The sequence below is a fragment of the Micromonospora lupini str. Lupac 08 genome (assembly GCF_000297395.2).
In the GTDB taxonomy this organism is placed as follows: Bacteria; Actinomycetota; Actinomycetes; order Mycobacteriales; family Micromonosporaceae; genus Micromonospora; species Micromonospora lupini.
On sequence record NZ_HF570108.1, the window covers coordinates 6,618,676 to 6,641,328 of the forward strand.

Annotated in this window: 24 protein-coding genes; 9 read left to right on the forward strand and 15 right to left on the reverse strand. The window is 71.4% G+C overall.

Going from position 1 to position 22,653, the window contains the following annotated elements; translation table 11 throughout:
- Window positions 1-16: 16 nt before the first annotated feature.
- The 6 genes from MILUP08_RS31405 to MILUP08_RS31430 form a co-directional block, all read right to left on the reverse strand.
- Window positions 17-1,579: a fused MFS/spermidine synthase gene (locus MILUP08_RS31405; protein WP_007465478.1), complete on the reverse strand. Its 1,563-nt coding sequence runs from the start codon at window positions 1,577-1,579 to the stop codon at window positions 17-19.
- Window positions 1,580-1,615: 36 nt separating this feature from the next.
- Complete coding sequence (locus tag MILUP08_RS31410; protein WP_007465482.1) at window positions 1,616-2,629, reverse strand: coiled-coil domain-containing protein; 1,014 nt, start codon at window positions 2,627-2,629, stop codon at window positions 1,616-1,618.
- Window positions 2,630-2,889: 260 nt separating this feature from the next.
- A complete protein-coding gene (locus MILUP08_RS31415; protein ID WP_007465483.1) occupies window positions 2,890-3,699 on the reverse strand; it encodes an inositol monophosphatase family protein in 810 nt (269 codons plus the stop codon).
- A complete protein-coding gene (locus tag MILUP08_RS31420) occupies window positions 3,692-4,144 on the reverse strand; it encodes a response regulator (protein ID WP_007465485.1) in 453 nt (150 codons plus the stop codon). The genes MILUP08_RS31415 and MILUP08_RS31420 overlap by 8 nt, the downstream gene beginning before the upstream one ends.
- Window positions 4,141-5,886, reverse strand: coding sequence for a sensor histidine kinase (locus tag MILUP08_RS31425; RefSeq protein ID WP_007465487.1), 1,746 nt, complete (start codon window positions 5,884-5,886; stop codon window positions 4,141-4,143). The genes MILUP08_RS31420 and MILUP08_RS31425 overlap by 4 nt, the downstream gene beginning before the upstream one ends.
- Window positions 5,883-7,082, reverse strand: a complete 1,200-nt coding sequence (locus MILUP08_RS31430; protein WP_039909052.1) for a PP2C family protein-serine/threonine phosphatase — start codon at window positions 7,080-7,082, stop codon at window positions 5,883-5,885. Before MILUP08_RS31430 ends, MILUP08_RS31425 begins: the two co-directional genes overlap by 4 nt.
- A gap of 328 nt (window positions 7,083-7,410) precedes the next feature.
- On the opposite strand from MILUP08_RS31430, the gene MILUP08_RS31435 reads away from it, so the two are divergent.
- Window positions 7,411-9,831 carry a M28 family peptidase gene (locus MILUP08_RS31435; RefSeq protein WP_007465493.1) on the forward strand — a complete coding sequence of 807 codons (2,421 nt, stop codon included), beginning with the start codon at window positions 7,411-7,413 and terminating at the stop codon, window positions 9,829-9,831.
- Between the two features lie 68 nt (window positions 9,832-9,899).
- Here the strand turns inward: MILUP08_RS31435 and MILUP08_RS31440 are convergent, their stop codons facing one another.
- Window positions 9,900-10,391 carry a hypothetical protein gene (locus MILUP08_RS31440; protein WP_007465495.1) on the reverse strand — a complete coding sequence of 164 codons (492 nt, stop codon included), beginning with the start codon at window positions 10,389-10,391 and terminating at the stop codon, window positions 9,900-9,902.
- A 280-nt stretch (window positions 10,392-10,671) separates the two neighbouring features.
- Here MILUP08_RS31440 and MILUP08_RS31445 point away from each other — a divergent pair, with 280 nt between their 5' ends.
- On the forward strand, window positions 10,672-12,822 hold the full coding sequence (locus MILUP08_RS31445) for a tetratricopeptide repeat protein (protein WP_007465496.1): 2,151 nt from the start codon (window positions 10,672-10,674) through the stop codon (window positions 12,820-12,822).
- 4 nt (window positions 12,823-12,826) lie between these two features.
- Here MILUP08_RS31445 and MILUP08_RS31450 read toward each other — a convergent pair whose 3' ends face one another.
- A complete protein-coding gene (locus tag MILUP08_RS31450; protein WP_007465498.1) occupies window positions 12,827-13,768 on the reverse strand; it encodes a threonine/serine dehydratase in 942 nt (313 codons plus the stop codon).
- Between the two features lie 16 nt (window positions 13,769-13,784).
- On the reverse strand, window positions 13,785-14,552 hold the full coding sequence (locus tag MILUP08_RS31455; RefSeq protein WP_202805242.1) for a 2OG-Fe(II)-dependent halogenase WelO5 family protein: 768 nt from the start codon (window positions 14,550-14,552) through the stop codon (window positions 13,785-13,787).
- A 327-nt stretch (window positions 14,553-14,879) separates the two neighbouring features.
- On the opposite strand from MILUP08_RS31455, the gene MILUP08_RS36200 reads away from it, so the two are divergent.
- Complete coding sequence (locus MILUP08_RS36200; RefSeq protein ID WP_007465502.1) at window positions 14,880-15,056, forward strand: hypothetical protein; 177 nt, start codon at window positions 14,880-14,882, stop codon at window positions 15,054-15,056.
- 62 nt (window positions 15,057-15,118) lie between these two features.
- Here MILUP08_RS36200 and MILUP08_RS31465 read toward each other — a convergent pair whose 3' ends face one another.
- The gene (locus MILUP08_RS31465) at window positions 15,119-15,733 is read right to left on the reverse strand and encodes a TetR/AcrR family transcriptional regulator (protein WP_144057231.1); all 615 of its coding nucleotides are present in this window, start codon (window positions 15,731-15,733) and stop codon (window positions 15,119-15,121) included.
- A gap of 66 nt (window positions 15,734-15,799) precedes the next feature.
- Here MILUP08_RS31465 and MILUP08_RS31470 point away from each other — a divergent pair, with 66 nt between their 5' ends.
- A complete protein-coding gene (locus MILUP08_RS31470) occupies window positions 15,800-16,231 on the forward strand; it encodes a VOC family protein (RefSeq protein WP_007465506.1) in 432 nt (143 codons plus the stop codon).
- On the forward strand, window positions 16,228-17,223 hold the full coding sequence (locus MILUP08_RS31475) for an aldo/keto reductase (RefSeq protein WP_007465508.1): 996 nt from the start codon (window positions 16,228-16,230) through the stop codon (window positions 17,221-17,223). Before MILUP08_RS31470 ends, MILUP08_RS31475 begins: the two co-directional genes overlap by 4 nt.
- Before the next feature lie 45 nt (window positions 17,224-17,268).
- On the opposite strand, the gene MILUP08_RS31480 is transcribed toward MILUP08_RS31475, so the two are convergent.
- Window positions 17,269-17,496 (reverse strand): hypothetical protein, encoded by a 228-nt coding sequence (locus MILUP08_RS31480; RefSeq protein WP_007465510.1) that lies wholly within the window; start codon window positions 17,494-17,496, stop codon window positions 17,269-17,271.
- Window positions 17,497-17,681: 185 nt separating this feature from the next.
- On the opposite strand from MILUP08_RS31480, the gene MILUP08_RS31485 reads away from it, so the two are divergent.
- Window positions 17,682-18,830 (forward strand): NsdA family TPR-like regulatory protein, encoded by a 1,149-nt coding sequence (locus MILUP08_RS31485; RefSeq protein WP_237747212.1) that lies wholly within the window; start codon window positions 17,682-17,684, stop codon window positions 18,828-18,830.
- A 30-nt stretch (window positions 18,831-18,860) separates the two neighbouring features.
- On the opposite strand, the gene MILUP08_RS31490 is transcribed toward MILUP08_RS31485, so the two are convergent.
- Window positions 18,861-19,355, reverse strand: a complete 495-nt coding sequence (locus tag MILUP08_RS31490; protein WP_007465513.1) for a GNAT family N-acetyltransferase — start codon at window positions 19,353-19,355, stop codon at window positions 18,861-18,863.
- A gap of 124 nt (window positions 19,356-19,479) precedes the next feature.
- On the opposite strand from MILUP08_RS31490, the gene MILUP08_RS31495 reads away from it, so the two are divergent.
- Entirely contained in the window at window positions 19,480-20,058 is a 579-nt protein-coding gene (locus MILUP08_RS31495) for a P-loop NTPase family protein (protein ID WP_007465515.1), read from the forward strand.
- A 5-nt stretch (window positions 20,059-20,063) separates the two neighbouring features.
- Here the strand turns inward: MILUP08_RS31495 and MILUP08_RS31500 are convergent, their stop codons facing one another.
- Complete coding sequence (locus tag MILUP08_RS31500) at window positions 20,064-20,795, reverse strand: uridine kinase family protein (RefSeq protein WP_237747213.1); 732 nt, start codon at window positions 20,793-20,795, stop codon at window positions 20,064-20,066.
- Here MILUP08_RS31500 and MILUP08_RS31505 point away from each other — a divergent pair.
- Window positions 20,790-21,302: an NUDIX domain-containing protein gene (locus MILUP08_RS31505; RefSeq protein ID WP_007465519.1), complete on the forward strand. Its 513-nt coding sequence runs from the start codon at window positions 20,790-20,792 to the stop codon at window positions 21,300-21,302. The two genes, MILUP08_RS31500 and MILUP08_RS31505, sit on opposite strands and share 6 nt — an antisense overlap.
- Window positions 21,303-21,331: 29 nt before the next feature.
- The gene (locus tag MILUP08_RS31510; protein ID WP_007465521.1) at window positions 21,332-21,880 is read left to right on the forward strand and encodes an AAA family ATPase; all 549 of its coding nucleotides are present in this window, start codon (window positions 21,332-21,334) and stop codon (window positions 21,878-21,880) included.
- Window positions 21,881-21,897: 17 nt separating this feature from the next.
- On the opposite strand, the gene MILUP08_RS31515 is transcribed toward MILUP08_RS31510, so the two are convergent.
- Window positions 21,898-22,152: a Smr/MutS family protein gene (locus MILUP08_RS31515; RefSeq protein ID WP_007465523.1), complete on the reverse strand. Its 255-nt coding sequence runs from the start codon at window positions 22,150-22,152 to the stop codon at window positions 21,898-21,900.
- Window positions 22,153-22,275: 123 nt separating this feature from the next.
- Window positions 22,276-22,644, reverse strand: a complete 369-nt coding sequence (locus MILUP08_RS31520; RefSeq protein WP_007465525.1) for a tetratricopeptide repeat protein — start codon at window positions 22,642-22,644, stop codon at window positions 22,276-22,278.
- Window positions 22,645-22,653: the final 9 nt, after the last annotated feature.

Genomic DNA, 22,653 nt, shown 5'->3' on the forward strand with positions numbered 1-22,653 from the left:
CAGGAATGTCACCCGTTCAGGCGGTCGCCAGCAGTTGGTCCACCGGGGCGTAGTCGTCGGTCAGCACCAGCGCCTCCCCGACGAATTCCGTGAGGTCCGGGCCGGAGAGCAGGCTGACGCTGCGGTCGACCTCGTCGAGGCGGGCGCGGACGGCGGTCAGCGGCAGCGGCGCGTCGGAGCCGACGATGACGAAGTTGCTGCCCCGTTCCTCGGCGAGCGCCTCCGGCGGGGCGATCAACGCGACGTGGGTGAACTCGGCGGCCACCGTGGCCAGCTCGGCGCGGATGAACCGCAGCGGCGGGTAGTCGATGACGTTCTGCACGTACACGCCGCCGGGGCGGGTCACCCGTCGAATGTCGGCGGCCATCTCCCGGGTGGCCAGGTGCCAGGGCACCACCAGGTGACCGAACGCGTCACCGACGACCAGGTCGCGGCTGTCCGCCGGCTCACCGGCGACAAGCATCCGGGCGTCGCCCACCACCGCCCGCAGCCCCGGCCCCGGGCGTACGCCCAGCTCCCGCTCGCCCAGTTCGACGAGCCCGCCGTCGATCTCGAACACCACGTTGTCGGTGCCCGGCCGGGTGGCGGTCAGGTACGTGGGCACGGTGAACCCGCCGCCGCCCAGGTGCAGCGCGTCCAACCGCTGCCCGGCCGGCGCGACGACGTCGGCGACCGCGCCGATCCACTTGGTGTACGCGTACTCCAGGTGTTTCGGGTCGGCCAGGTCGACGTACGAGTGCTGGGCCGAGTTGAGCAGCAGCGTCCGGCCGCTGGGCCGAGCCGGGTCGGTGGTCACCCGGGCGCAGTGGTACGCGGTCTCGATGTCGCACGGGTTCGGCGCGACGGTGGTCAGCCCCGCCCCGACCAGGCCGAGCACTGCCAGCGCGGCCCGGGTCCGGGCCGGACCGGGCAGTGCGGTGGGCGCCTGCCGGCGCAGATACCAGCCGAGGCCGATGCCGACCACTCCGAGAGAGATCGCGAGGGCCAGCAGGATGACGGTGCTGGGCAGGGCGGCCACCAGCACGAAGCCGGTGAGCAGGGTGGCAGTGATGCCGCCCAGGGTGCCGATGCCGGACAGCCGGCCGACGACCTGGCCGGTGCGGCGCAGGTCGGCGAGTTGGAGCTTCACCACCAGCGGGGTGACCGCGGCCAGCAGTGCCGCCGGCACGAACACGGCGAGCGCCACCAGCAGCAGGATGGCGCTGGCCGCGCCGCCCCGCAGGACCTCCCCGGCGTAGCGCACGACGGGCAGGGTCACCGCGGTGGCGATCCCGGCAAGCACCAGCGCGGGCGCGAGCAGACCACGCGGGTCACGCCGGTCGGCGAGCCAGCCGCCCGACCACGCCCCGTACGCGATCGCGGCCAGCGCGATGCCGATGACCGAGCTGGTCACCTGGAGGGTCACCCCGACGTACGGGCCGACCAGGCGCAACGCGACAGTCTCCAGCACCAGCACGGCACCGCTTGCGAAGAAGACCAGGAACGCGGCCAGGCCGTTGGGCAGTGCCCGGCCGGTGACCGGCGCGGACTGGCCCGAGGTGACCGGCGTGGTCGCGACGTCGGACGGTGGGGAGCTCATCGTCGCGATGGTACGCAGCGAAGCTGGTGTCCCGGGTCAGTACATCGAGAGATGAACATGGTTCGTGTGGCTGGCGGCCGGGCTGCCACTGCCGCTGTACGACCGCCATCCCGTGCCCGGATGCCAGATCTGCCGGTACCAGATCACGTAGAGCACACCCAGCCGGTCGGCGTTGCGCACGTGCCAGGCGGCCAGGCTGTCCCCGTACGCCTTGTCGCCGCCTGTCGCGTTCCTGTCCTCGAAGCCGTTCGTGGCGGCCGAGAAGTCGCAGGCCCGCCCCTTGGGGTGCTCGCCCCCGCCGCCCTCACGCTTGCAGGAGACGTGCCGCTTGTAGCCGGCGGCCTGGGTCTGCTTGAGCGCGTTGAGGGTGCGCGGGGTGATGCAGCCGGAGGTCGTCGGATCCTTCACGGAGCAGGACTCCGAGGGCCAGGACCCGTCGGAGTTGCGCGGCGCGGGCTTCGCCGACGCGGAGCTGCCGCCGCTGAAACCGTTGCTGCTGCCCGAGCTGACCTCGGCGAGAGCAGCCTCGGCCTCCTTCTTCTTCTTCGCCATCACGGCGAGCTGCTTCTGCTGCTCCCGGACCTCGGAGTCGATGGCGATCTTGGCCTGCTGGGCCTGCTGCCGGGCCGCGGTGAGATCACGCAGCCGCTTGCTGTCGCGCTGGGCCATCAGGTCGAGGTCGGCGGCACGCTGCAGGAACGCCTGCGGCGTGGCCGTGTTGAGCAGCATCGCCGTCGGGGTGAGCCGACCGGCCCGGTACGACTGCGCGGCCACCTCGCCGACCTGGGCGGTGAGCCCGACCAGCCGGACCTCGACGGTCTTCAGCTCGCCTGTCAACGCCGTCTGCCGACGCTTGGAATTGTCCAGCTTGGCCTTGGCCTCGATGTGGCCCTTGGCGGTCAACTCCAGCGCGTCCCGCAACTTCTTGGTGCCGCCCTCGCCGGGCTCCGCGTACGCGGGCACCCCGCCGGCGAGCACCAGCGCGACGGCGGTGAGCAGAGGGAGCAGTACGCGGCGAACGCGCCGCTGACTGAGCCTGGTCCTGGGCACGACAGCGTCCTTCCGTCGACCGCCGGCCCCCGGTGAACTCTGCGCGGCGGCGTCCCCGCCGGCGCCGGTCGGCGGCCTGCTGGCGGAGACCGCCGGTCACGATACCGGAACGCGCGCCGGTGACCAGCCCCGTGACCGCCCTCCGGCCCCGGTGTCGACGCAGCGTGCCGCCGCCGTCGCAGGCTGCGTGGAGATGGCCGTGCCGCGACTGTCGCCGGGCCGCGTGGAGACGCCGCGCCGTCGTCGTCGCGGTACGCGGATCAGGAGCTGAGCAGAGCCTCGTGCACCTCGGTCCAGACCTGCTCGTTGACCGCGACGAGCAACCCGCGACCCTCGTCGGCCGGGTGGTAGTCGACGCCGTCGAACCGGCGGGCGACACCGCCAGCGGCGCGGACCAGCAGGGTGCCCGGCGCATGGTCCCAGGGCAGGGTGCGCCAGAAGAGCGCGAACTGCTGCTCGCCGGTCAGGATGTCCAGGTACTCCCGGCCGGCGCAGTGCTGGCCGGGCAGCAACTCGCCGAGCCGCCGACCGCCGGCACGGACCCGGTCGCGGGCCTCCGGCGGCAGGAACCGGGTCATCGCCACGCCGCGCAGGTCACCCAGCGACGGCACCGCGTCGGCGGCGCCGGCCGGCTGGCCGTTGAGCAGGGCGCCCTCGTCGGCCCAACCGGCGGCCAGCGTCCCGGCCAGCGGGTCGAGGATCCAGCCGGCCGTCGGACGCCCGTCGGTAAGCAGGGCCACCATCAGGGCGAACGGTCGGCGACCGGCCGCGAAGTTGGCGGTGCCGTCGACCGGGTCGACAAGCCACACGTCACCGCTGTCGCGCAGGTGCCGCAGCAGCCCCGGGTCGTCGGCGACGCCCTCCTCGCCCACCACCACCGAACCCGGCCGCAGCCTGCGCAGCCCGGCGGAGATCAGCTCCTCGGCCCGACGGTCGGCGACGGTGACCACCTCACCGGGCGCCTTCTCCGACACGTCGGCGTCGTCGAGCTTGCGGAACAGCGGCAGCACGACCTGGTCGGCGGCCTCCACGAGCAGGCCACCGACGTCGTCGAGCAGGGTGTCAGCCACGAGGCGGCAGCTTGACCACGCTGACGAAGAACTCGTCGATCTGCCGGACCACTGAGATGAAGCGCTCGAAGTCCACCGGCTTGGTCACGTAGGCGTTGGCGTGCAGCTGGTAGCTGCGCAGGATGTCCTCGTCGGCCTGGGAGGTGGTGAGCACGACCACCGGGATCCGGCGCAGCTCAGGGTCGTTCTTGATCTCTTCCAGCACCTCCCGGCCGTCCCGGCGGGGCAGGTTGAGGTCGAGCAGGATCAGGTCGGGCGCCACCGCGTCGGCGTACTGGCCCTCCCGCCGCAGGTAGGCGAGCGCCTCGGCGCCGTCGGAGACGACGGTCAGCCGGTTGCGGAGCTTGTGCTCCTCGAACGCCTCCTGGGTCATCAACACGTCACCCGGATCGTCCTCCACCAGCAGGACCTCGATCGGGCTCTTGCCGTCCGCCGGCGCGGTCATCCCACCGTCTCCCTCATGTCACCCGTTCTACCGCTTTCCGACGCCCCGTCGGCCCGGTCCGGCTGGTCCGCCCCGGCGGAGTGCTCCGGCAGCGCGGACGACACCTCGTCCGCGGACGTCTGCTCCCCCGCGTCGGCCGGCTGCGGCTGCTCGTCGGGGTCGGCGGCAGTGGCCGCGGCCGCCGCCGCCTCCACGTCCTCCGGGCGTGCCGGAAGGGTGAACCGGATCGCCGTGCCCTCCGGCACGTCGGTGTCCACCCAGACCCGGCCGCCGTGATATTCCACGATCTTCTTGACGATCGCCAACCCGATGCCGGTGCCCGGGTACGCGTCCTTCGAGTGCAGCCGCTGGAAGATCACGAAGATCTTGTCGGCGAACTCCGGCTCGATCCCGATGCCGTTGTCCTGGCAGGTGATCTCCCACTCGGCGCCGACCAGCCGGGCCGAGATGTGCACCTTCGGCGGCGCGTCGGGACGACGGAACTTGATCGAGTTGCTGACCAGGTTGGCCAGCAGATTCGTGAGCAGCGGCTCCTCGCCACGGATCACCGGCAGGTCGGTCCAGGTCAGCTCCGCGTCGGCGTACTGCCGGGCGGCCTCGGTCTGACCCGCCACGTCGCCCATCACCTTGTTCAGGTCGACGTCGACGAAGCCGGTGGTGAGGCGGCCGATCCGGGAGAACGCCAGCAGGTCGTTGATCAGGCGCTGCATCCGCTGCGCGCCGTCCACCGCGAAGGCGATGTACTGGTCGGCCCGCTCGTCGAGCTGCCCCGCGTAGCGGCGCTGGAGCAGCTGGCAGAAGCTGGCCACCTTGCGCAGCGGCTCCTGCAGGTCGTGGGAGGCCACGTACGCGAACTGCTCCAGGTCACGGTTGGACCGGGTCAGCTCCTCGGCCTGCTTCTGCAGCTGGCTGTTGACCCACTCGATGCGCTCGCGGGCCTCCCGCACCTCGGCCAGGTCGGAGGCGATCTTCTGGCGCATCGCGTCCACGTCGTCGCCGAGCCGGATGAACTCCGGTGGGCCGACGGTGGCGATGCGGTGCTGGTAGTCGCCCTCGGCGACCTCGCGGACCTGGGTGGCCAGCCCGGTCAGCGGCCGGATCACCATCCGGTCCAGCGAGAGCAGCAGCACCGCGCCGGCCACGACCACCACCAGGGCCGCGATGATCAGCAGGAGGACCAGCAGGTTGCTGCTGTTGCGGACGTTCGCGGCGGACTGTTCCCGGGCCGCCAGGATCTCCTGCTGGAGGTCGTTGACTGCCGAGCGCACCTCGTCGAACCGCTGCCGGGCCTGCTCGGTCACCAACGCCTGGCCGGCGCGGGTGCCGTCCTGCTCGGTCGTGGTGATCACCGGCTCGGCGACCGACACCCGCCACTGCTCGGCGCGTTCCTCGACGATCCGCAGCTCCTGGCCGATCTGCGGGTAGTCGTCGAGCAGCGCCCGCATCGCGGAGACGGTGGCCTTCTCCTGGTCCAGCCCCGCCTCGTACGGGCCCAGGTCGGCAGGGTCACCGCTTACCGCGTACCCGCGAACCGCCGTCTCCTGGTCGAGCACCGCGTTGAGCAGCTCCTGCGACTGCACCCGCAACGGGCCGGTCTCGTTCAGGATCGCGTCGATCTGGGTGCGGTTGCGCGCGGCCATCGCCGCCTCCGCGGCGGCCAGGCCGATCAGCAGCACGCCCACGACGGTGAGCAGCGTGATGACCCGGCGGCGCAGACTCCAGCCGCCGACCACCGGCTTCACCGGCCACCACCCCGGCTGACCAGCAACATGGCCACGTCGTCCGCGAGCGGGCCGCCGTTGATCTGCTCGGCCCGACCGACCAGCCAGGCCGGCAGATCGGGCAGCGACACCTCCCGGTTGGCCGGCTCGTCGAGCAACCCGCTCAGGCCCGGCACGTCGAGCCGTTCGTTGCCGGCGCCCACCCGCCCCTCGATCAGGCCGTCGGTGTACATCAGCAGGGACCAGTCATCGGTGTCGAACTCCAGGTCGTAGGCGATCGGCCGGCGAGGTCGTACGCCCAGCAGCAGGCCGCCGGGCGCAGGCACCGGGACGACCCGGCCGCCGGAGAGCAGCAGCGGCGGCGGATGCCCGGCGAGTCGGACGGTGGCCCGGTTGGCGTCCAGGTCGAGTCGGGCGGTGGCCACCGTCGCGAAGATCTCCTGGAGGCGGCGCTCACTCATCAGCACCTGCTCCAGCGCGGGCAGCACCTCGTCGTCGGGCACGCCGGCGAGAACCAGGGCCCGCCAGGCCACCCGCAGTTCCACACCGAGGGCGGCCTCGTCCACCCCGTGCCCGCAGACGTCCCCCACGATCAGGTAGAGACGGTCCGGGCGGGTCTGCACCACGTCGAAGAAGTCCCCGCCGATCAGGGCGGCGTGCCGGCCCGGTCGGTAGAAGGTGTGCACCGCCACCTGGTCGGTCGTCATCAGCGGTTGCGGCAGCAGGCCGCGTTCGAGGCGGGCCGACTCGGCCTGGCGCAACTCGACCTCACGCAACCGGCGGGCGTTCTCGTCGGCGCGCTTGCGCTCGACCGCGTAGCGCAGCGCCCGCGTCAGCAGCACGCCGTCGACCTGACCCTTGACCAGGTAGTCCTGTGCGCCCTCGGCGACCGCCACGACACCCAGGTGCTCGTCCGAGCGCCCGGTCAGCACGCACACCGCGGCCCCGCTCGACATCTCCAGCACCAGGCGCAGCCCGTCCAGCCCCTGCGCGTCGGGCAGGCCCAGGTCGAGCAGGACGCAGTCGACGCCGGTGATCCGCTGTCGCGCCTCCCGGAGGCTGGTGGCGACCACCAGGTCGATCATCGAGTTCGTCTCGGCGAGCAGCTCACCGACCAGGAAGGCGTCGCCCTCGTCGTCCTCCACCAGCAGCACCCGCAACCGCTCGCCGGGCGGCAGGTTGCCGTGCCGCGCCAGGCCACCGTGCGGGTACGGCACGACAGGGGAACCGGCCAGGCCGCTTCCCCGGTACGGCCGGGTCACCGCCGCGAGACGCGGGAGTTCGCTGGTGATGTCGGGCTCCTTCCGAGTGCCCTGCTGATCCTGTATTAGACAACGGTCGCACACAACACGATGGCCGCGGCACGGGCGGGGGTTGGCCGCATCACTGCCCGTCGGGGGACAAACCGGGCGGCCGGTAGGTGCCCGGGCGGCCGAGCGTCCCGACCGACGGGCGGACGATCGGTGGACGCCCGGCCATCCCGTCCCGGATCGCCGGAGGGCAGGATGGTGCCACCCCAGGCCCCACCACCCTCGAGGAGTTCGGATGGGCGCACCCCCCACCCCCGTCACGGCGGGCGTACCGCTCCGGCCGGGTCCGGGCGTACCCCCGGCCAACCGTGCGCTGACCCGACCGCGCCGGCGGCTCCTGGCCGCCGCGGCGGCGCTCGTCGCGCTGGCGGCCGTCGGCGCCGGCAGCCTGCTCGACCTGCGCACCCCGACGCCGCGACCGGCGGACGCTGCGGCGGGCGATTTCAGCGCCACCCGGGCGTACGAGGACGTGCAGGTGATCGCGGCCCGGTCGCACGTCGCCGGGAGCCCGGCCAACGACCAGGTTCGCGCGCACATCGAGCAGAAGTTGCGCGGCCTGGGCCTGGAGACGGAGGTGCAGGACACCGTCGCGCCGGAGGCCGGCCAACTCAGTGGGGCGGCCGGCGGGGCGACAGTGGCCCGGGTACGCAACGTGGTGGCCCGACTGCCCGGCACCGACTCCACGGGGCGCGTGTTCCTGGTCGCGCACTACGACTCGGTGCAGACCGGGCCGGGCGGCAACGACGACGCGGCCGGCACGTCGGCCATCCTGGAGGTGGCCCGCGCGCTGACCACCGGCCCGCGGCCCCGCAACGACATCGTCTTCGTGCTCACCGACGCCGAGGAGGCGTGCCTCTGCGGCGCCGCCGCGTTCGCCGCGAGCCATCCGCTCGCCGCCGACGGCGGTGTGGTGCTCAACCTGGAGGCGCGCGGCTCCACCGGTCCAGTGATCATGTTCGAGACGTCGAAGAACAACGCGAAGCTGGTGGACGTCTTCGGCCGGGCCGCCCCGCACCCCGTGGGCACCTCGTTCGCGGTGGAGATCTACCGGGCGCTGCCCAACGACACCGACTTCACCGCCTTCCTGGACCAGAAGTTCGTGGGGCTGAACTCGGCGTACATCGACGGTGGCGCGATCTACCACACGCCGCTGGACACCCCGGCGGCCATGGATCGCAGCAGCCTCCAGCAGCACGGGGACAACGCGCTGGGCCTGGCCCGGGAGTTCGGCCGCACCGACCTGGCCGACCTGCGCTCCGGATACGACGCCACCTACTTCCCCGTCCCGGGTGGGCTGGTCCGCTACCCGGGCTGGCTCGTCCTGCCGCTGGCCCTGCTCGCGGTGCTCGCCGTCGCGGCGCTGGCCTGGCTGACCCGCCGTAGCGGCCGGGCCGGCACGGGACGGCTGGCCGCCGGTTTCGGCCTCGCTCTCGTGCCGATCGTGGTCGCGCCGGTCGCCGCCCAACTGCTCTGGCTGGCGATCACCGCGATTCGTCCGGGGTACGCGGAACTGCTCGACCCGTACCGGCCGGTCTGGTACCGGCTGGCCGTGCTGGCGCTCGCCACCGCCATCCTGTTCACCTGGTACGCGCTTGTCCGCCGCCGGATCGGCCCGGCCGCGCTCGCCGTGGGCGGGCTGGCCTGGCTGGCCCTGCTCGGGGTGCTGCTCGCGGTGGCGGTGCCCGGCGGGGCGTACCTCACCACCCTGCCGGCCCTGGCCGGCGCCCTCGGCGGGCTGGTCGCGCTGCGGACCCGGCAGACCGGGCCGTGGCCGGTGGTGGCGGTGACGGCCGCCGCCGCGGTCGGCGTGGTGATCCTGCTGCCGACGGTGGTGCTGCTCTTCCCCGCGCTGGGCATGGCGATGGGTGGGGTGGCCGCGCTGGTCGCGGTGCTGCTCGGCCTGACCGCGCTGCCGGTGGTCGACCTGCTGCACCCGCAGGCCGGCGGGCAGCGCGGACTGGTGGCGCTGCGGGCCCGACGACTCGCGGTGCTGCCGGCCGGAGCCGCCGCCCTGGCGGCGGTGGTGCTCGCCGGGGTCGGGCTGCGCGTCGACCGCTTCGACGCCGCCCACCCCGCGCCCACCCATCTGATGTACGCCCTGGACGCCGGCACCGGGCAGGCCCGCTGGCTGAGCCACGAGACCGACCCGCAGCCGTGGACGGACGGCTACGTGGACGGGGTGGCCAGCGTGGCGGACGACTTCCCCGGCCTGGGCGACGCGGAACTGCGGGCCGGGCCGGCGCAGGCGGCGAACCTGCCGGCGCCGAAGCTCGACGTGCTGGCCGACACCAGTGCCGGCGGTGAGCGGACGCTGCGGCTGCGGCTCACCCCGCAGCGGGCGGTCCGACTCGCCACCCTGCACGTCGACACGGCGACCGCCACCGTGCTGCGCGCCGAGGTGGGCGGTCGTCAGGTCGCGGTGGAGCCCCGCGCGGGCAGGTGGGGCTTCGGACTGGTCTTCCACGCCCCGCCGTCGGAGGGTGTCGAGGTCACGTTGACGCTGCGGCCGATCGCCGCCCGGGTGGCGCTGCGGGCGATGGACGCCAGTGACGGGCTCGATGCGCTGCCCGGTTTCCGGCCCCGTCCGCCGGCCGTCGGCGTCGTCGGATCGCACAGCTCCGAGATGCTTGCGGTCGCCCGCACATATCCCCTCTGAGAAGACGAAGAGGTGGTCCGGCGGCTGCTGTGTGCCGCCGGACCACCTCTGTCGGAATTGCGTCTCGGTCAGCTCACCGGCTCGGGTTGACCGGAGCCGATACGCCGCCAGCGGTTTCCGTCGTGATCGGTGAAGGTGAGTTCCACCAGAACGGTGTCGGTCGTCGCTTGCAGCCGATGCTCCGCCGTGACGGTGACGAACAATTCAGAACTCTCCCGGCCGTTGATCCGACGGACCTGTTTCGCGGCGGCCAGGTCGGCGGGCGGACCCTCGGGATCATCGGACGGGACCAGTCGCGGCAGCACGCTCACGTCCAGGACCGGCGCGTCGCTCTGGTTGGCCACGGTCACCCGTAGCACCGAGTTCCCCCGGATCTGGGCGACCGCCGAGACCAGCCGCGCCTGGGTGGCGCGGACCCGCAGCTCGTCGGTACGCCGAGCGCGGATCTCCCGGCGCAGCCCGAGATAGACGAAGAGCACACTCGCGATGGAGCCGAGCGCGCCGAACCAGTCCGGCACCGAACCCCAGTCGGCCACATCGTCGTACGGCAACCAGTTCATGCGTCCATCGTGGAGGTGCCGTGCGAGGAACGCGCACGGCGGATCGGCCCGAATGAACGGCGAAATGGAATTGGCGGTGGCGATTCCGGTCGGTCGGGCGGCCTAAACGGAGAGTGTGCAAGTCAGCACGGTGGTGGATACCCTTGCGTTGGCGCGGGCGGTGACGATCCCTCCGAATGTCCACTCAGTGGACATGATCTTTTCGACCACCGCCGCGCCGCAATTTCGCCACCGAAGGGGGACCGCATTGACTGCGGCAGTTCCACCCGAGGATGCGGGCGTGCGCCGACCCGCCTACGACCGGCCGAGCCGCGTCTCGGTCGACCCGCCACTCGGGCGTCTGGACAGCCCGCTGCACGGCCGGGACGACCTGATCGACGAGATCATGCGTCTGGCGGGCGTCGGCGGGGAGCAACCCTCGGTGCACATCCTGTGCGGCATGGGCGGTTCCGGTAAGAGCCACGTCGCCCTGGAGATCGCCCGGCAGGCCCGAGCGGACGGCCGGACCGTCTGGTGGGTGCAGGCCGGCCGGCTCAACTCCGGGATGCGCGAGGTGGTCAGTCAGCTCGGCGCCTCGGAGAGCCAGGTCGACCAGGCGTGGGCCGGCATGATCAGCGCGACCGACCTGGTCTGGCGCTACCTCAACCAGGCCCAGCAACCCTGGCTGCTGATCTTCGACAGCGCAGACGAGCCCGGCACGCTCGGCCCCACCGACGGGGTGCTCGCCGACGGCACCGGCTGGCTGCGCAGGCCGGAGGCCGAGGACGGGATGGTCCTGGTGACCACCCGGGACGGCAACCGGGCCACGTGGGGCACCTGGTCGATCCTGCACCAGGTACGCCCGCTCGACGCCGACGCCGGCGCGCAGGTGCTCATCGACCGGGCCGGGGCGCAGGCCGGCGGCCTCGACGACGCCCGCGAGCTGGCCCGGGAGCTGGGCGGGCTGCCCCTGGCACTGCGGGCGGCCGGCAACTACCTGCGGTCGGTGAACGCCAGCCCGGTCTGGCGCGGCACGTCCACCATCACCACCTTCGCCGACTACCGCACGGCCGTGGAGCGGCGGTTCCGCTCGCCGCGTGACGCCGCCGACGTCGACCTCGACGAGTCGCTCGGCCTGGAGATCGTCCGCGAGGTCGACGACATCTCACTGGACCTGCTGGCCCGCCGCCAGCTTCAGCAGAGCCGACCGCTGCTCAACGTGCTGGCCTGCCTGAGCGTGTCCCCGGTGCCCTACGAGGTGGTGCTCAAGCCGGCCATCCTGGCCGGGTCGCCGCTGTTCGAGGGGATGACCTCCCGGCAGCGGGTGAAGGTGCTGGAGGGCATCGGCGACCTGGCCCTCGTCGACTTCGACGTCCGGGAGGACGTCAGCGACCCGGCGTTCGCGCACGTGCTGTCGCTGCACCCGTTGGTGCACGCGATGTTCCGCGACCGCGACGAGGTCCGTGAGCAGATCGCCGATTACCACGGCGTGGTCATGAAGCTGCTTCTCGCCGCCACCGAGGGGCAGAGCCCGGACGACTCCGCGGTCTGGGCGAACTGGGACGTGCTGGTGCCGCACCTCGTCGAGGCGGTGCGCGAATACCTGGTGCCGCAGAGGCAGAAGCACGACCCCGAGACCGTACGCCGGGCGTTGGAGCTGACCCGGCTCACCGCCCGCTACCTCATCGCGGTCGGCCTGCCGGGCTCGGCGTTCGACATCCTGGACCCGATCGTGCGGGGCTGCGCCGCGTACGACCATGACCTGGACCGGCCCCAGGTGTTGGCGCTGCGCCACGAGCTGGGCCGCACCTTCCTGGAGCGCAACCAGCCGGAGATGGCCGACCGGGTGCTCCGCGACGTCATCGCCGACCGCACCCGCGTGCTGGGCAGCGACGACCCCGACACCCTCGCGAGCCGCCACAAGCTCACCAAGGCGATCATGGCGCAACGCCAGTGGCCGGAGGCCGAGCTGGAGCTGCGGCAGATCGTCGCCGCGGAGGACCAGGTCCGCGGGCCCGAGCACTGGGACACGATGATCGTGCGGCACAGCCTCGCGCTGGCCGTCCTCGCCCAGCACCGGGCCCCCGAGGCCGAGGAGATGCTGCACGCCATCCTGGAGGTCCGCTACCGGCTGTGGCCGCTCAACCAGCCCGAGACCTGGCAGGCCCGGCATACGCTGGCCCGGTGCATGCAGGAGCAGAACCGCCTCGCCGAGGCGGAGGAGGAGCTGCGGGCCATCCTCGCCACCGTGGAGCCCCGGCACGCCGACCGCAGCGAGGTGCTCACCATCCGGGCCACCCTCGCCGTGGTGCTGCTGCTCGACGGGCAGGTCGACGCGGCGATCGAGGTGTACGAGCGGCTGCTGGCCGACCGTCGGCGGCTGCTCGGGGACACCCACCTGGACACCCTCCAGGTGGAGCACGCGCTGCGTCGCCTGCGCGACGGCGACTGACCCGTCAGTGCGGGGCCGCCGGGCCCAGGTCGCTCGGGTCGGTGTTGCCACCGCAGACGATCAACGCCACCCGCTCCCCCGCCTGTGGCACGTACGCGCCGCCGACCAGGGCGGCCAACGCGGCAGCGCCACCCAGCTCGGCGGCGACCCGCAGCTCCGACCAGAGCAGCCGACGCGCCCGCACCAGGTCCTCGTCGCGCACCAGCACCGAGACCACGCCGGTACGACGGGCGGTCTCGAAGGCGATGTCACCGATCCGGCGGGCGCCCAGCGAGTCCGTGGCGATGCCGCCCACCTCGATGTCGACAGGCCGGCCGGCCTTCAGAGAGGCGTGCAGGGTGGGGATCTGTTCCGGCTCGACACCGACGACGCGCACCGACCCGTCGAACCAGCTCGCGATGCCCGACACCAACCCACCGCCGCCGACCGCCACCAGCACGGTGTCGATCCCGTCGAGCTGGCCCTCCAACTCCCGACCCACGGTGCCCTGACCGGCCACCACCTCCGGCTGGTCGTACGCGTGCACCACAAGTGCCCCGGTCTCGCCGGCCCGCTGGGTGCTGGCCGCCAACGCCTCGGCGTAGTGCTGGCCCACCTGCCGCACCTGTGCGCCCAGCCCGGCCAGGCGCTGCACCTTCACCGGCGAGGCGGTGACCGGCACGAAGACCTCCGCCGGCACGCCCAGCGACCGGGCCGCGTACGCGACCGCGAGGCCGTGGTTGCCCCCCGACGCGGCGATCACCCCCGCCGACGGCAGCGCACCCTGGAGCATCCGGTTGAACGCGCCGCGCGGCTTGAACGAACCGGTGTGCTGGTGCAGCTCCAGCTTGAGACTGAGCAGGCCGGGCACCCCGAGGTCGGCGCCGTCGACGGTGATGACAGGCGTCTGACGGACCCGCCCCTCGACCAGCGCCGCAGCCGCCTCGACGTCGTTTCTGTCCACCATGGGGAAACGCCCTTCACTACGACCAGAGAGCCAGTCGACCGTCGTCGGTGAGCCCGACGAAACATCCTATGGAGATTCGCCGACCATCCGTCGCCGGACGCACCGTGTGATAGTGCCGCGGGTCAAACAGAAATCCCTCTCCCAGTGCGGGCCGCAACGTCAACGACTGCGCGCCGTCGGCCACCGATTCGTGATAGCCGTACCCGCCGGGAATCCGCAGGTCCTCGTCGTCCGGCTGCCACCGGCGACGCCACAGCACGGTCTCACCGCCGACGGGCGGCACCCGGACGTAGATGTTGAACGCCAACTGGGCCACCACCTCGGCGTCGAGCAGCCGGCCGGCGTACTCCCGGACCGCGTCGTCGAAGTGCACCTGGAGGCCGGCGTTGATCTCGCGGACGATGCCGACGTGCATCTCCCGCCGGTGCCGCCGCCCGGGTGCCACGTCCGGCCAGGCCGCCCGGAACGCGGCCAGACACAGCTCGCGCGGCGCGTCCGGCAGACCCAGCGTGGACCAGCCCTTCTCGGCGGCGCGGGCGGCCTCCCAGTAGTCGTCGCGCAGGTCACCGCCGTCCCGGTGGTCGTTGATGGCCGGGCCGAACTTGGCGACCACGGGAAAGACCCGGCTCTCGTCGTACCGGTCCATCTCCGCGTCGGCGAGCGCGGCGGTGATCGCATGGCAGCGGGCGGCGGGCAGCAGCCCCGGCACCCGGACGGCGGCGATCCGCCCCGCCACGAGCCCGGCGACGTGCGCTCGGGTGATCGCCGCGGACTCGACGGCCACGAACAAAGGATCGGTTCTGCTCGGTTGTCGCACGGCGGTCCTCCCGTATCGAAGATCCCTCACCGAACACGTCGCGCCCCCCGATCCACGCACCGTGCAATGTAGCGACCGCCGGCAAACCCGCACGTCGCCATTGACCGCAGCGCATGTTGTGAACACTTTCCGCAGTTCAACGGCGGGGTGGCGGACGCGCCGTTACCATCGGCCCCACCAGGGCCACGTCACGCAGAGCCGTACGGCGGATGGATTCCACCGATCGGGGAATGGTGACGACTCCCGGAGCGGTAGATGATGCGAGTAGTTCGAATGCGGACGAGGAGTTCGATTATGGCTGGCGCCGGCCCGACCGATCTTGACGCGTACGTCGACCGCCTGGAGATGGCACGTCGAATAGCCCGGGAAATGATCGAGTCCGACCACCTCTCGCTGGAGCTGGCCGTACGCCAGCGTCCGCAGTGCTGGTCCCGTCGACCGGCCGGCCACGGCGCCCGCTCAGACGCGTAGACCTGACGACCCGACCGGCCACCGATGCTTCGCAACCCTGATGGTGCGGGTCGGGGCGGACGTCAGTCGTAGAGGGCCGACACCCACAGGTGGGTCAACGTGTCGACCAACCGATTCCGATCGTCGAACGGCGGCACCCCGCACGCGGCCAGGTAATAGAGCCGTTCGCCGGCCCACGTCAGCGATGCCGCGAGCGCATACACGTCGACCCCGTCGAGCCGGGCCTTGACGGCGGGCTCGGCCCGCCGCTCGGCCTCGATCCGGGTGACCGCGGCGTCGGTGAACGTCGCCATCTGGGTCAGCCACAGCTCGCGTAGCTGCGGGTCGGACGCCCAGCTCTCCACGATGGCGCGCAGCACCGCCGCGTTGGCCAGCCACAGGTCGGCGCCCGCGTCGACACCCGCCCGCAGAGCCTCGTGAGGGCCCGACGTGCCCTGCACCCACGGCTGCGCGGCCTCGTGGCCGGCGCCAACCGCGCGACGCACCAGCTCGGCCAGCGCCGCCTGCTTGCCCGCGAAATAGAAGTAGAAGCTCGCCCGAGAGACCCCGGCGGCGGCGATGATCTCGGCAACGCTGAGCGTGTCGAAGGTGCGCTCACGCAGCAGTTCGCGCAGTGCGTCGAGGATGCGTTCGCGCAGCTCGACATCGTTTCGCGAAGGGTCGTCGCGTCGGGCCATCACGACTCACAGCATACCGTACGTACCATCTGGACGGCATGACCAGACAGCATGTATGGTCGGCCCATGACACAGATCGCTGTCCATCTCGTGGTGAACGATCCCGCCACTGCGGCCGACTGGTATGCCGAGGTGCTCGGCGCTCAGGAGGTCAGTCGCGTTCCGCTGCCTGACGGCCGTCCGCTCACCGTGGAGCTGCGGGTGGGCGACACCGTGCTCGCCGTGGCGGGCGAGTGGCCGGACCGCGGCCTCCGTACGCCGGCGGCTCTGGGCGGCAGCCCGGCCGCCTTCCATCTGCCGGTCTCCGACGTCGACGCCGCCTACGACCGCGCGATCGCCGCCGGGGCCACCGCGTTCGAGCCGCCGCACGACGCGTTCTGGGGCGACCGCACCGCACAGTTCCTCGACCCGTCCGGGCACCGCTGGGCCGTCAACCGCCACCTGCGCGACGTCCCCGCCGACGAGATGGCCGAGCACGTGGCGGCGATGTTCGCATGAGGTACACGACCTTCGGGCGCACCGGCCTGCGGATGTCCGAGCTGGTGCTCGGTGCCATGACGTTCGGCGAACAGGGGGGCGTCGGCGCGCCGATCGAGGAGTGCCGGCGCATCCTCGACGCCTACGCCGAGGCCGGCGGGAATGCCGTCGACACCGCCATCAACTACCGCGGCGGCGCCAGCGAGGAGATCCTCGGCGAGCTGCTGGTCGGCAGGCGCGACCGGTTCGTCGTGGCCACGAAGTACACGGTGACCCGGGACCCGGCCGACCCCAACGGCGGCGGCAACCATCGCAAGAACCTCAGGTTGTCGCTGGAAACCAGCCTGCGCCGGCTGCGCACCGACCACATCGACATCTACTGGGTGCACATCTGGGACCGGCACACACCTATCGACGAAACAATGCGGGCGCTCGACGACGCGGTCACCGCCGGAAAGGTTCTCTACATCGGCGTGTCGGACACACCGGCCTGGGTCGTCTCCCGCGCGAACACGCTGGCCGAGTGGCGCGGCTGGACTCCGTTCGCCGGCCTCCAGGTGCCCTACAGCCTGATCAACCGTGACGCCGAACGGGAGCTGATGCCGATGGCCGAGGCGTACGGCCTGACGGTGACCGCCTGGAGCCCGCTCGGCGGCGGTGTGCTGTCCGGCAAGTACGGCAGCGCCGCGCCAGGCGAGAGGACGCGCCTGAACCGGGACGCGATCAGCGACCGGGACCTCGGTGTGGCCCGGGTCGTACAGGACGTCGCTGGCGAGCTGGGCGTCACCCCTGCTCAGGTCGCTCTCGCCTGGACCCGCCGACGCAACGGCGTGCTGCCGATCATCGGCGCGCGGACCCTCGACCAACTACGGGACAACCTGGGCTGCACGGCGGTCACGCTGCCGCCAGAACTGGTGACGCGCCTGGAAGCGGCAACCGGCTTCGACCTCGGCTTCCCGGCTGACTTCATCGCCCAGACCACGCCCTGGGTTCTCGGCGCCGCCGCACTCTGACCCTCAGCGACAGCGGTGTTCCTCTTCGCGGGTGGATGGCGCCCGTCAGCGCGTCCACGCCACGAACCGCTCGTACAACTCGGTCGGCGTCACCTCGGGCAGCTCGGCGACGACCACGAAGAGCAGCCCACCGACGTACATGGAAAGGCCGATGCGGTCCCGCCCGTACGCCTCGGCCAGCCGCACCCGCGCGGGATGGCACGGCCAGGGCGTATCCGGCTCACACATCTGACAGTGCCACTGCGGCCGGCGTGGCAGGTGCTCCCCGTTCATCCGCCGATCCCTCTGAACCGCTCCCGAACTGCCACCACGCCTCCCACCGGTCACTGCGCGTGCTCGTCCGATACACCGTGCGGCGGTACGCTCACATCGGTCGACGGGTTGCGCGTTGCCAACCCGCACCGGCAACCCGGCAACTCCGGCGGGAGGCGCGAGAGATGCCAACGTTCGGCGTCCGAATGCGGACAGCGCGGGAAGCGCGCGGGCTCAGCCTGGCCGCTCTCGCCGAGCTGCTGCCCGCCGACAAGGGGCACCTCTCCCGGCTTGAGAACGGCCGTCGCCGACCCGGCGAGGATCTGGCCCGCCGAATCGACGACGTCCTCGCCGCCCGCGGGGAGCTGATCGCCTGCGCCGCCCTGGATGTAGCCGCCGCCACCGACACCCGACCGTCGGAGACGGTCGAGCTGCTGCATCGCATGTACGCCAGCGACACCGCCCCCGCGACCATCGAGACGTTGCAGGCGACCGTGACCGAGCTGTGCTGCCAGTACGGGTGGCGCGACGCCGGGGAACTCCGCGCCGAAGGTCAGGATTGGCTGCGTGAGGTCGCCCGACTGCTCCAGCGACCCACCGGGCTACGGCAGCACCGCGAACTGCTGGTGTGCGCGGGCTGGCTGGCACTGCTGATCGGCTGCGTCGAGTACGACCTCGGCATGCGCGCCAGCGCCGAGGCCACCCGCACTGCCGCCCGCCAGCTCGGTGACGAAGCCGGTCACGCTGGCATCACCGGCTGGGCGTGGGAGATGACGGCCTGGTTCGCACTCACCCAGTCCCGGCACGAGGCGACGCTGACCGCCGCCCGAGCTGGGCAGGAGGTCGCCGGTCGGCAGCGGGTGGGGGTGCAACTGATCGCGCAGGAAGCCAAGGCGCTGGCACGCCTCGGCGACCTCCAAGGGGCGCGGACGGCGCTCGATCGAGGTCGGCGGCTACTCGACGACCTTGGTACACCGGACCGCCCCGACAACCACTTCGAGGTCGATCCCAGCAAATGGCTGTTCTACGCGATGGACGCCTACCGCCTCGCCGAACATGACACTCTCGCCGAGCACTACGCCAACGAGGTTCTGCGTCTCGGCACCGGATCGGACGGCATCGAGCGGTCACCCATGCGGATGGCCGAAGCCAGACTCACGCTCGCAGCCACAGCCCTGCGCGCCGGCGAGCTGGATCGGGCCGTCGAGCAGGGAGTGGCGGCGTTCTCCGCTACTCGCCGATCCCTGCCCTCGCTACTGCTCGTCGCCGGCGAAGTTGACATCGAACTTCACCGGCGCTACCCCCACGAGCAGGCCACCGCCGACTTCCGGGACGCGCTCAACGCGATTCGGTAGCCACACGCGGAAGCATCGACAGCGCGGCAGCTAATCCACGCTCTTACCGAGGGAGAGACCCGCGTCGGCGTAGCCGTGCCGGCTGTAGAAGCGCACGGCATCGATGTTGCGGTGGTAGATGCCAGCGGACAGATACCTGATCCCCCTGCCGGCCGCCCAGCGCTCGGCCGATGCCAGCAACGCTGATCCCACGCCAAGTCCTCTGGCGTCGGGCAGCACAACCGTGTGCACCTGGGCCGAAGGCTCAGGACGCAGGATCTGATGCTCGGGCGGATCGGGATGCCGCAGCACCTCGACCATCCCGACGACCCGGCCATCATGAGCCTCAGCGACGAGGACGCCATCCTGTCCGGCGTCGTCGGTAAGCATCGCCACGAAGTGGCGCACTACCGCGTCACGCTGCGGAATGCGGTAGATGGCAGCGTCGAGAGCAAGGTGCGCCTGGGCGTTGGCAAGGCGCAGCTCCACCAACGACGCAACATCCGCCAGGCGCGCTGGCCGAACCTCCAGCGGTGCATCGTGCATCATCCCGATTCTAGGATCGAGGCGAGCCGCCGTCACGAGCGACCAGCAAGCGCTCTTGCTCGTCGGGTGTACCGAGGCGTCCAGCCACACGGGCCGCCGATCCGGTGGAACTACCCTCGACGTCATGCCGCACCTGGACGCCGCCGATCCCCTGCCGCGCCGTCCCCGTCGCGTACTGGTCGCCGGGACCTCTGGCGCCGGAAAGACGACCCTCGCCTCCCGCATCGCCACGTCGTTGCAGGCGCCGCACGTGGAGATCGACGGCCTCTTCCACGGACCGTCGTGGACCAGACGTCCCTCTTTCGAAGACGACGTACGCCTCTTCGCCGCAGGCCCCTCCTGGGTGACCGAGTGGCAGTACAGCGCGGTCCGCGACCACCTCGCCGACCTCGCCGACCTGGTGGTGTGGCTGGATTTGTCGAAGATCACCGTCATGCGCCAGGTCGTCCGGCGGACCGTCGTACGCCGCCTTCGACGCCAGCGGCTCTGGAACGGCAACGTCGAACCGCCGCTCTGGACAGTGCTCACCGATCCCGAGCACATCGTCCGCTGGGCGTGGAACACGCATCCTCGGACGGCCGCGCGTATCGAGGCCCTGGCGGCCCGGCGTCCGGACCTTCCCGTGGTCCGTCTCCGCAGTCACGCCGCCGCCGATCGCTGGCTGCGCGGCCCGCTGAAGCAGGCTCGATGCAATGTGGAGTAAGCGTGCTAAAGGCTGATCGGTGACGCTACGACCAGTTCGGTGTCCGGGTCGTGGTCGATCTGCGACGGGCCGGCGACGATCAGGGTGGCTCGGGACCACGGTCGTTCTCGCAGCATGAAGGGCAGTTCCTCCCGCAGCCAGTTCGTCACGTGCTCCTGCTGTTCGGCGGAGTCGCCGTCGCGAGCAATCAGCAACCGCTCCTGCTCATCAAGATCGCCCTGTAGGTACACCGAGGCGTCCAACCACGGGTCAAGTTCGTCCCGGATGATGCCGGTGCCCTCGACCCAGACGAAGTCGACGCCGGCAGGGATGGTGATCGATCCAAGTCGGTCGTGCCTGACCCAGGCGTCGGGACGGAAGTTCACCGGCTCCCCGCGGTGCAGGGGTCGCAGGATGTTCTCGGCGAGCACTGCGCCCCAGTCGAAACAGGCGTGGTTCCAGGCGACGTCGTCGGTGTGCACGACGACGGAGTTGGGCTCCGCCCTGCGCAGCCTCTCCGCCAGGGTCGTCTTACCTGCGCCACCCCGGCCGTCGATCGCGATCACCCGCGGGCGTCCGGTGACATCCGGTGATGCGTCGCGTAGCTGCCGGACGGCGTCGAACACGGTCACCACTCGCCAGCCAACGGCTTCGGTCTCACCGGGATGTAAGCGCATCGACGGTTCGTACCCCCGACGTCTGCCGATGATGCCGTGCGGCGGCCTGTCCCACCCCGGTGCTCTACTTCCGTCATGCATGTCGTGGTCGCAGGCGCACTCGTCGACAACGACGCGGTCCTGCTGGCACATCGCAGGCCGACCAAACGGGCGTACCCCGATGTCTGGGACCTGCCCGGGGGGCTGGTCGAAACGGGCGAGTCGGAACTGCAGGCCCTCGCGCGTGAGATGCACGAGGAGCTCGGTGTGCACATCGTGGCGGAGTCCGCTTCCCGGCTGGGCGTCCTGCATACCGACAGTGGTGGGGTCGCCCTTCACGTGGGCGTCTGGCAAGTCGGAGCGTGGGTTGGCTCTCCCACCAACCGGGCACCCGACGAGCACGACGACATTGCCTGGGTCGGGATCAGCGACCTGGGCGGCCTTCACCTCCCGCATGGCGTCCTGGCGGCGATGGTTCGTTCTCTGCCCGAGTTTGAGTGGACCCCCGGGCACTCGGACGGCGCCGACTGCAATCAGGGCGACCGAGGCGCCCAGGCCGACTGTCGTGGATGTGCTGAGATGATCTATCGATCCCAACGAGGGGCGTAGTCGATCAAAGGTGCGCGTTACCGTGTCCCGTGATCGTATGGCTCAACGGCACCCACGGCGTGGGCAAGACGACGACAAGCGCGCTCGTGCAGCAGCTGATACCGGATTCACGGGTGTTCGACGCCGAGAAGGTCGGCGAGACACTCATGGACATCACACCCGGGCTACCCGCCACGGACAACTTCCAGCACTGGCCGCCGTGGCGGCAACTCGTCGTCGAGACCGCCCGTCGTGTGCTCGACTACACCGGCGGCACCCTGGTGATGCCCATGACCGTCCTGGTCGAGCAGTACTGGCGCGAGATCAGCACGGGCCTTGCCCACCATGCCATCCCGGTACGGCACTTCGTCCTTCACGCCGACGAAGACACCCTCCGCGGGCGTATCGAGGGGGAACACCCCGTTCCCTCCCCGTTCCGCCTCCAGTACCTCAAGCCCTACGCCGAGGCGGCCCGGACATGGCTGCATGCCGAGGCCGAGGTCGTCGACACCACGCACCTGACTCCCGCCCAGGCCGCGATGCGGATCGTCCGAGCCACCAGGGAAGGCTCAGGCATCCCACCTCAGGAATCCGATTGAGTCAGGCTGCGCCGGCGCTACTTCCAGCGAAAGTGCACGAAGAGGCGGCCGAAGTTCTTCGAGTCCTTCTCCACGCGGTGGTAGAGCTGCTTGACGTCCTTCTGGTCGAGGAACCGCAGCACCCGCTTCTTGAGCTGACCCGACCCCTTGCCCGGGATGATCTCCACGAGGGTGGCCTTCTTCGCCACCGCCTCGTCCATGATCCCGCGCAGCGCGCGGTCGATGTCCTGCCCCTTGTTGAAGATCTCGTGCAGGTCCAGCTTGAGCTTCATGCCGCAGCCCCCGGCCGGTCAGGTCCCATGACCGCCATCCTAGGCATGCCCGGCAGGCCGGCCGCTCCGACGACGAAGGGGCGGCCCCGAAGGGCCGCCCCGTGCTCCGTCACCGGTCCGCGCTCAGCGCGTGCCGCCCACACGGGTCTCGACCCGCTGCAGCGCGATCCGGTAGTCGTCGTTGGCCGCGTACATCGCCGCGGCGATCCGCAGGTGCCGCAGCGCGTCGGTGTGCCGGTTCAGCCGCTCCAGCGTCCGGCCCAGCACGTGGTGCGCGTAGTGGTCGCTCGGGTCCCGTTCGACAAGCTCGCGAAGGTGCTCCTCGGCCCGGTTGAGCTGGGCCGACTGGAAGTACGCCCGGGCCAGCAACTGCCGGGCAGCCGCGTTGCCGGGTTCGGCGTCCACGATCGGCTCCAGCAGTCGGGCCGCTCCGCTCGGGTCACCGGTCTCGAAGAACATGGTCGCCCGCCGGTAGTCCGCCAGAAGATCCATCTGCCCACC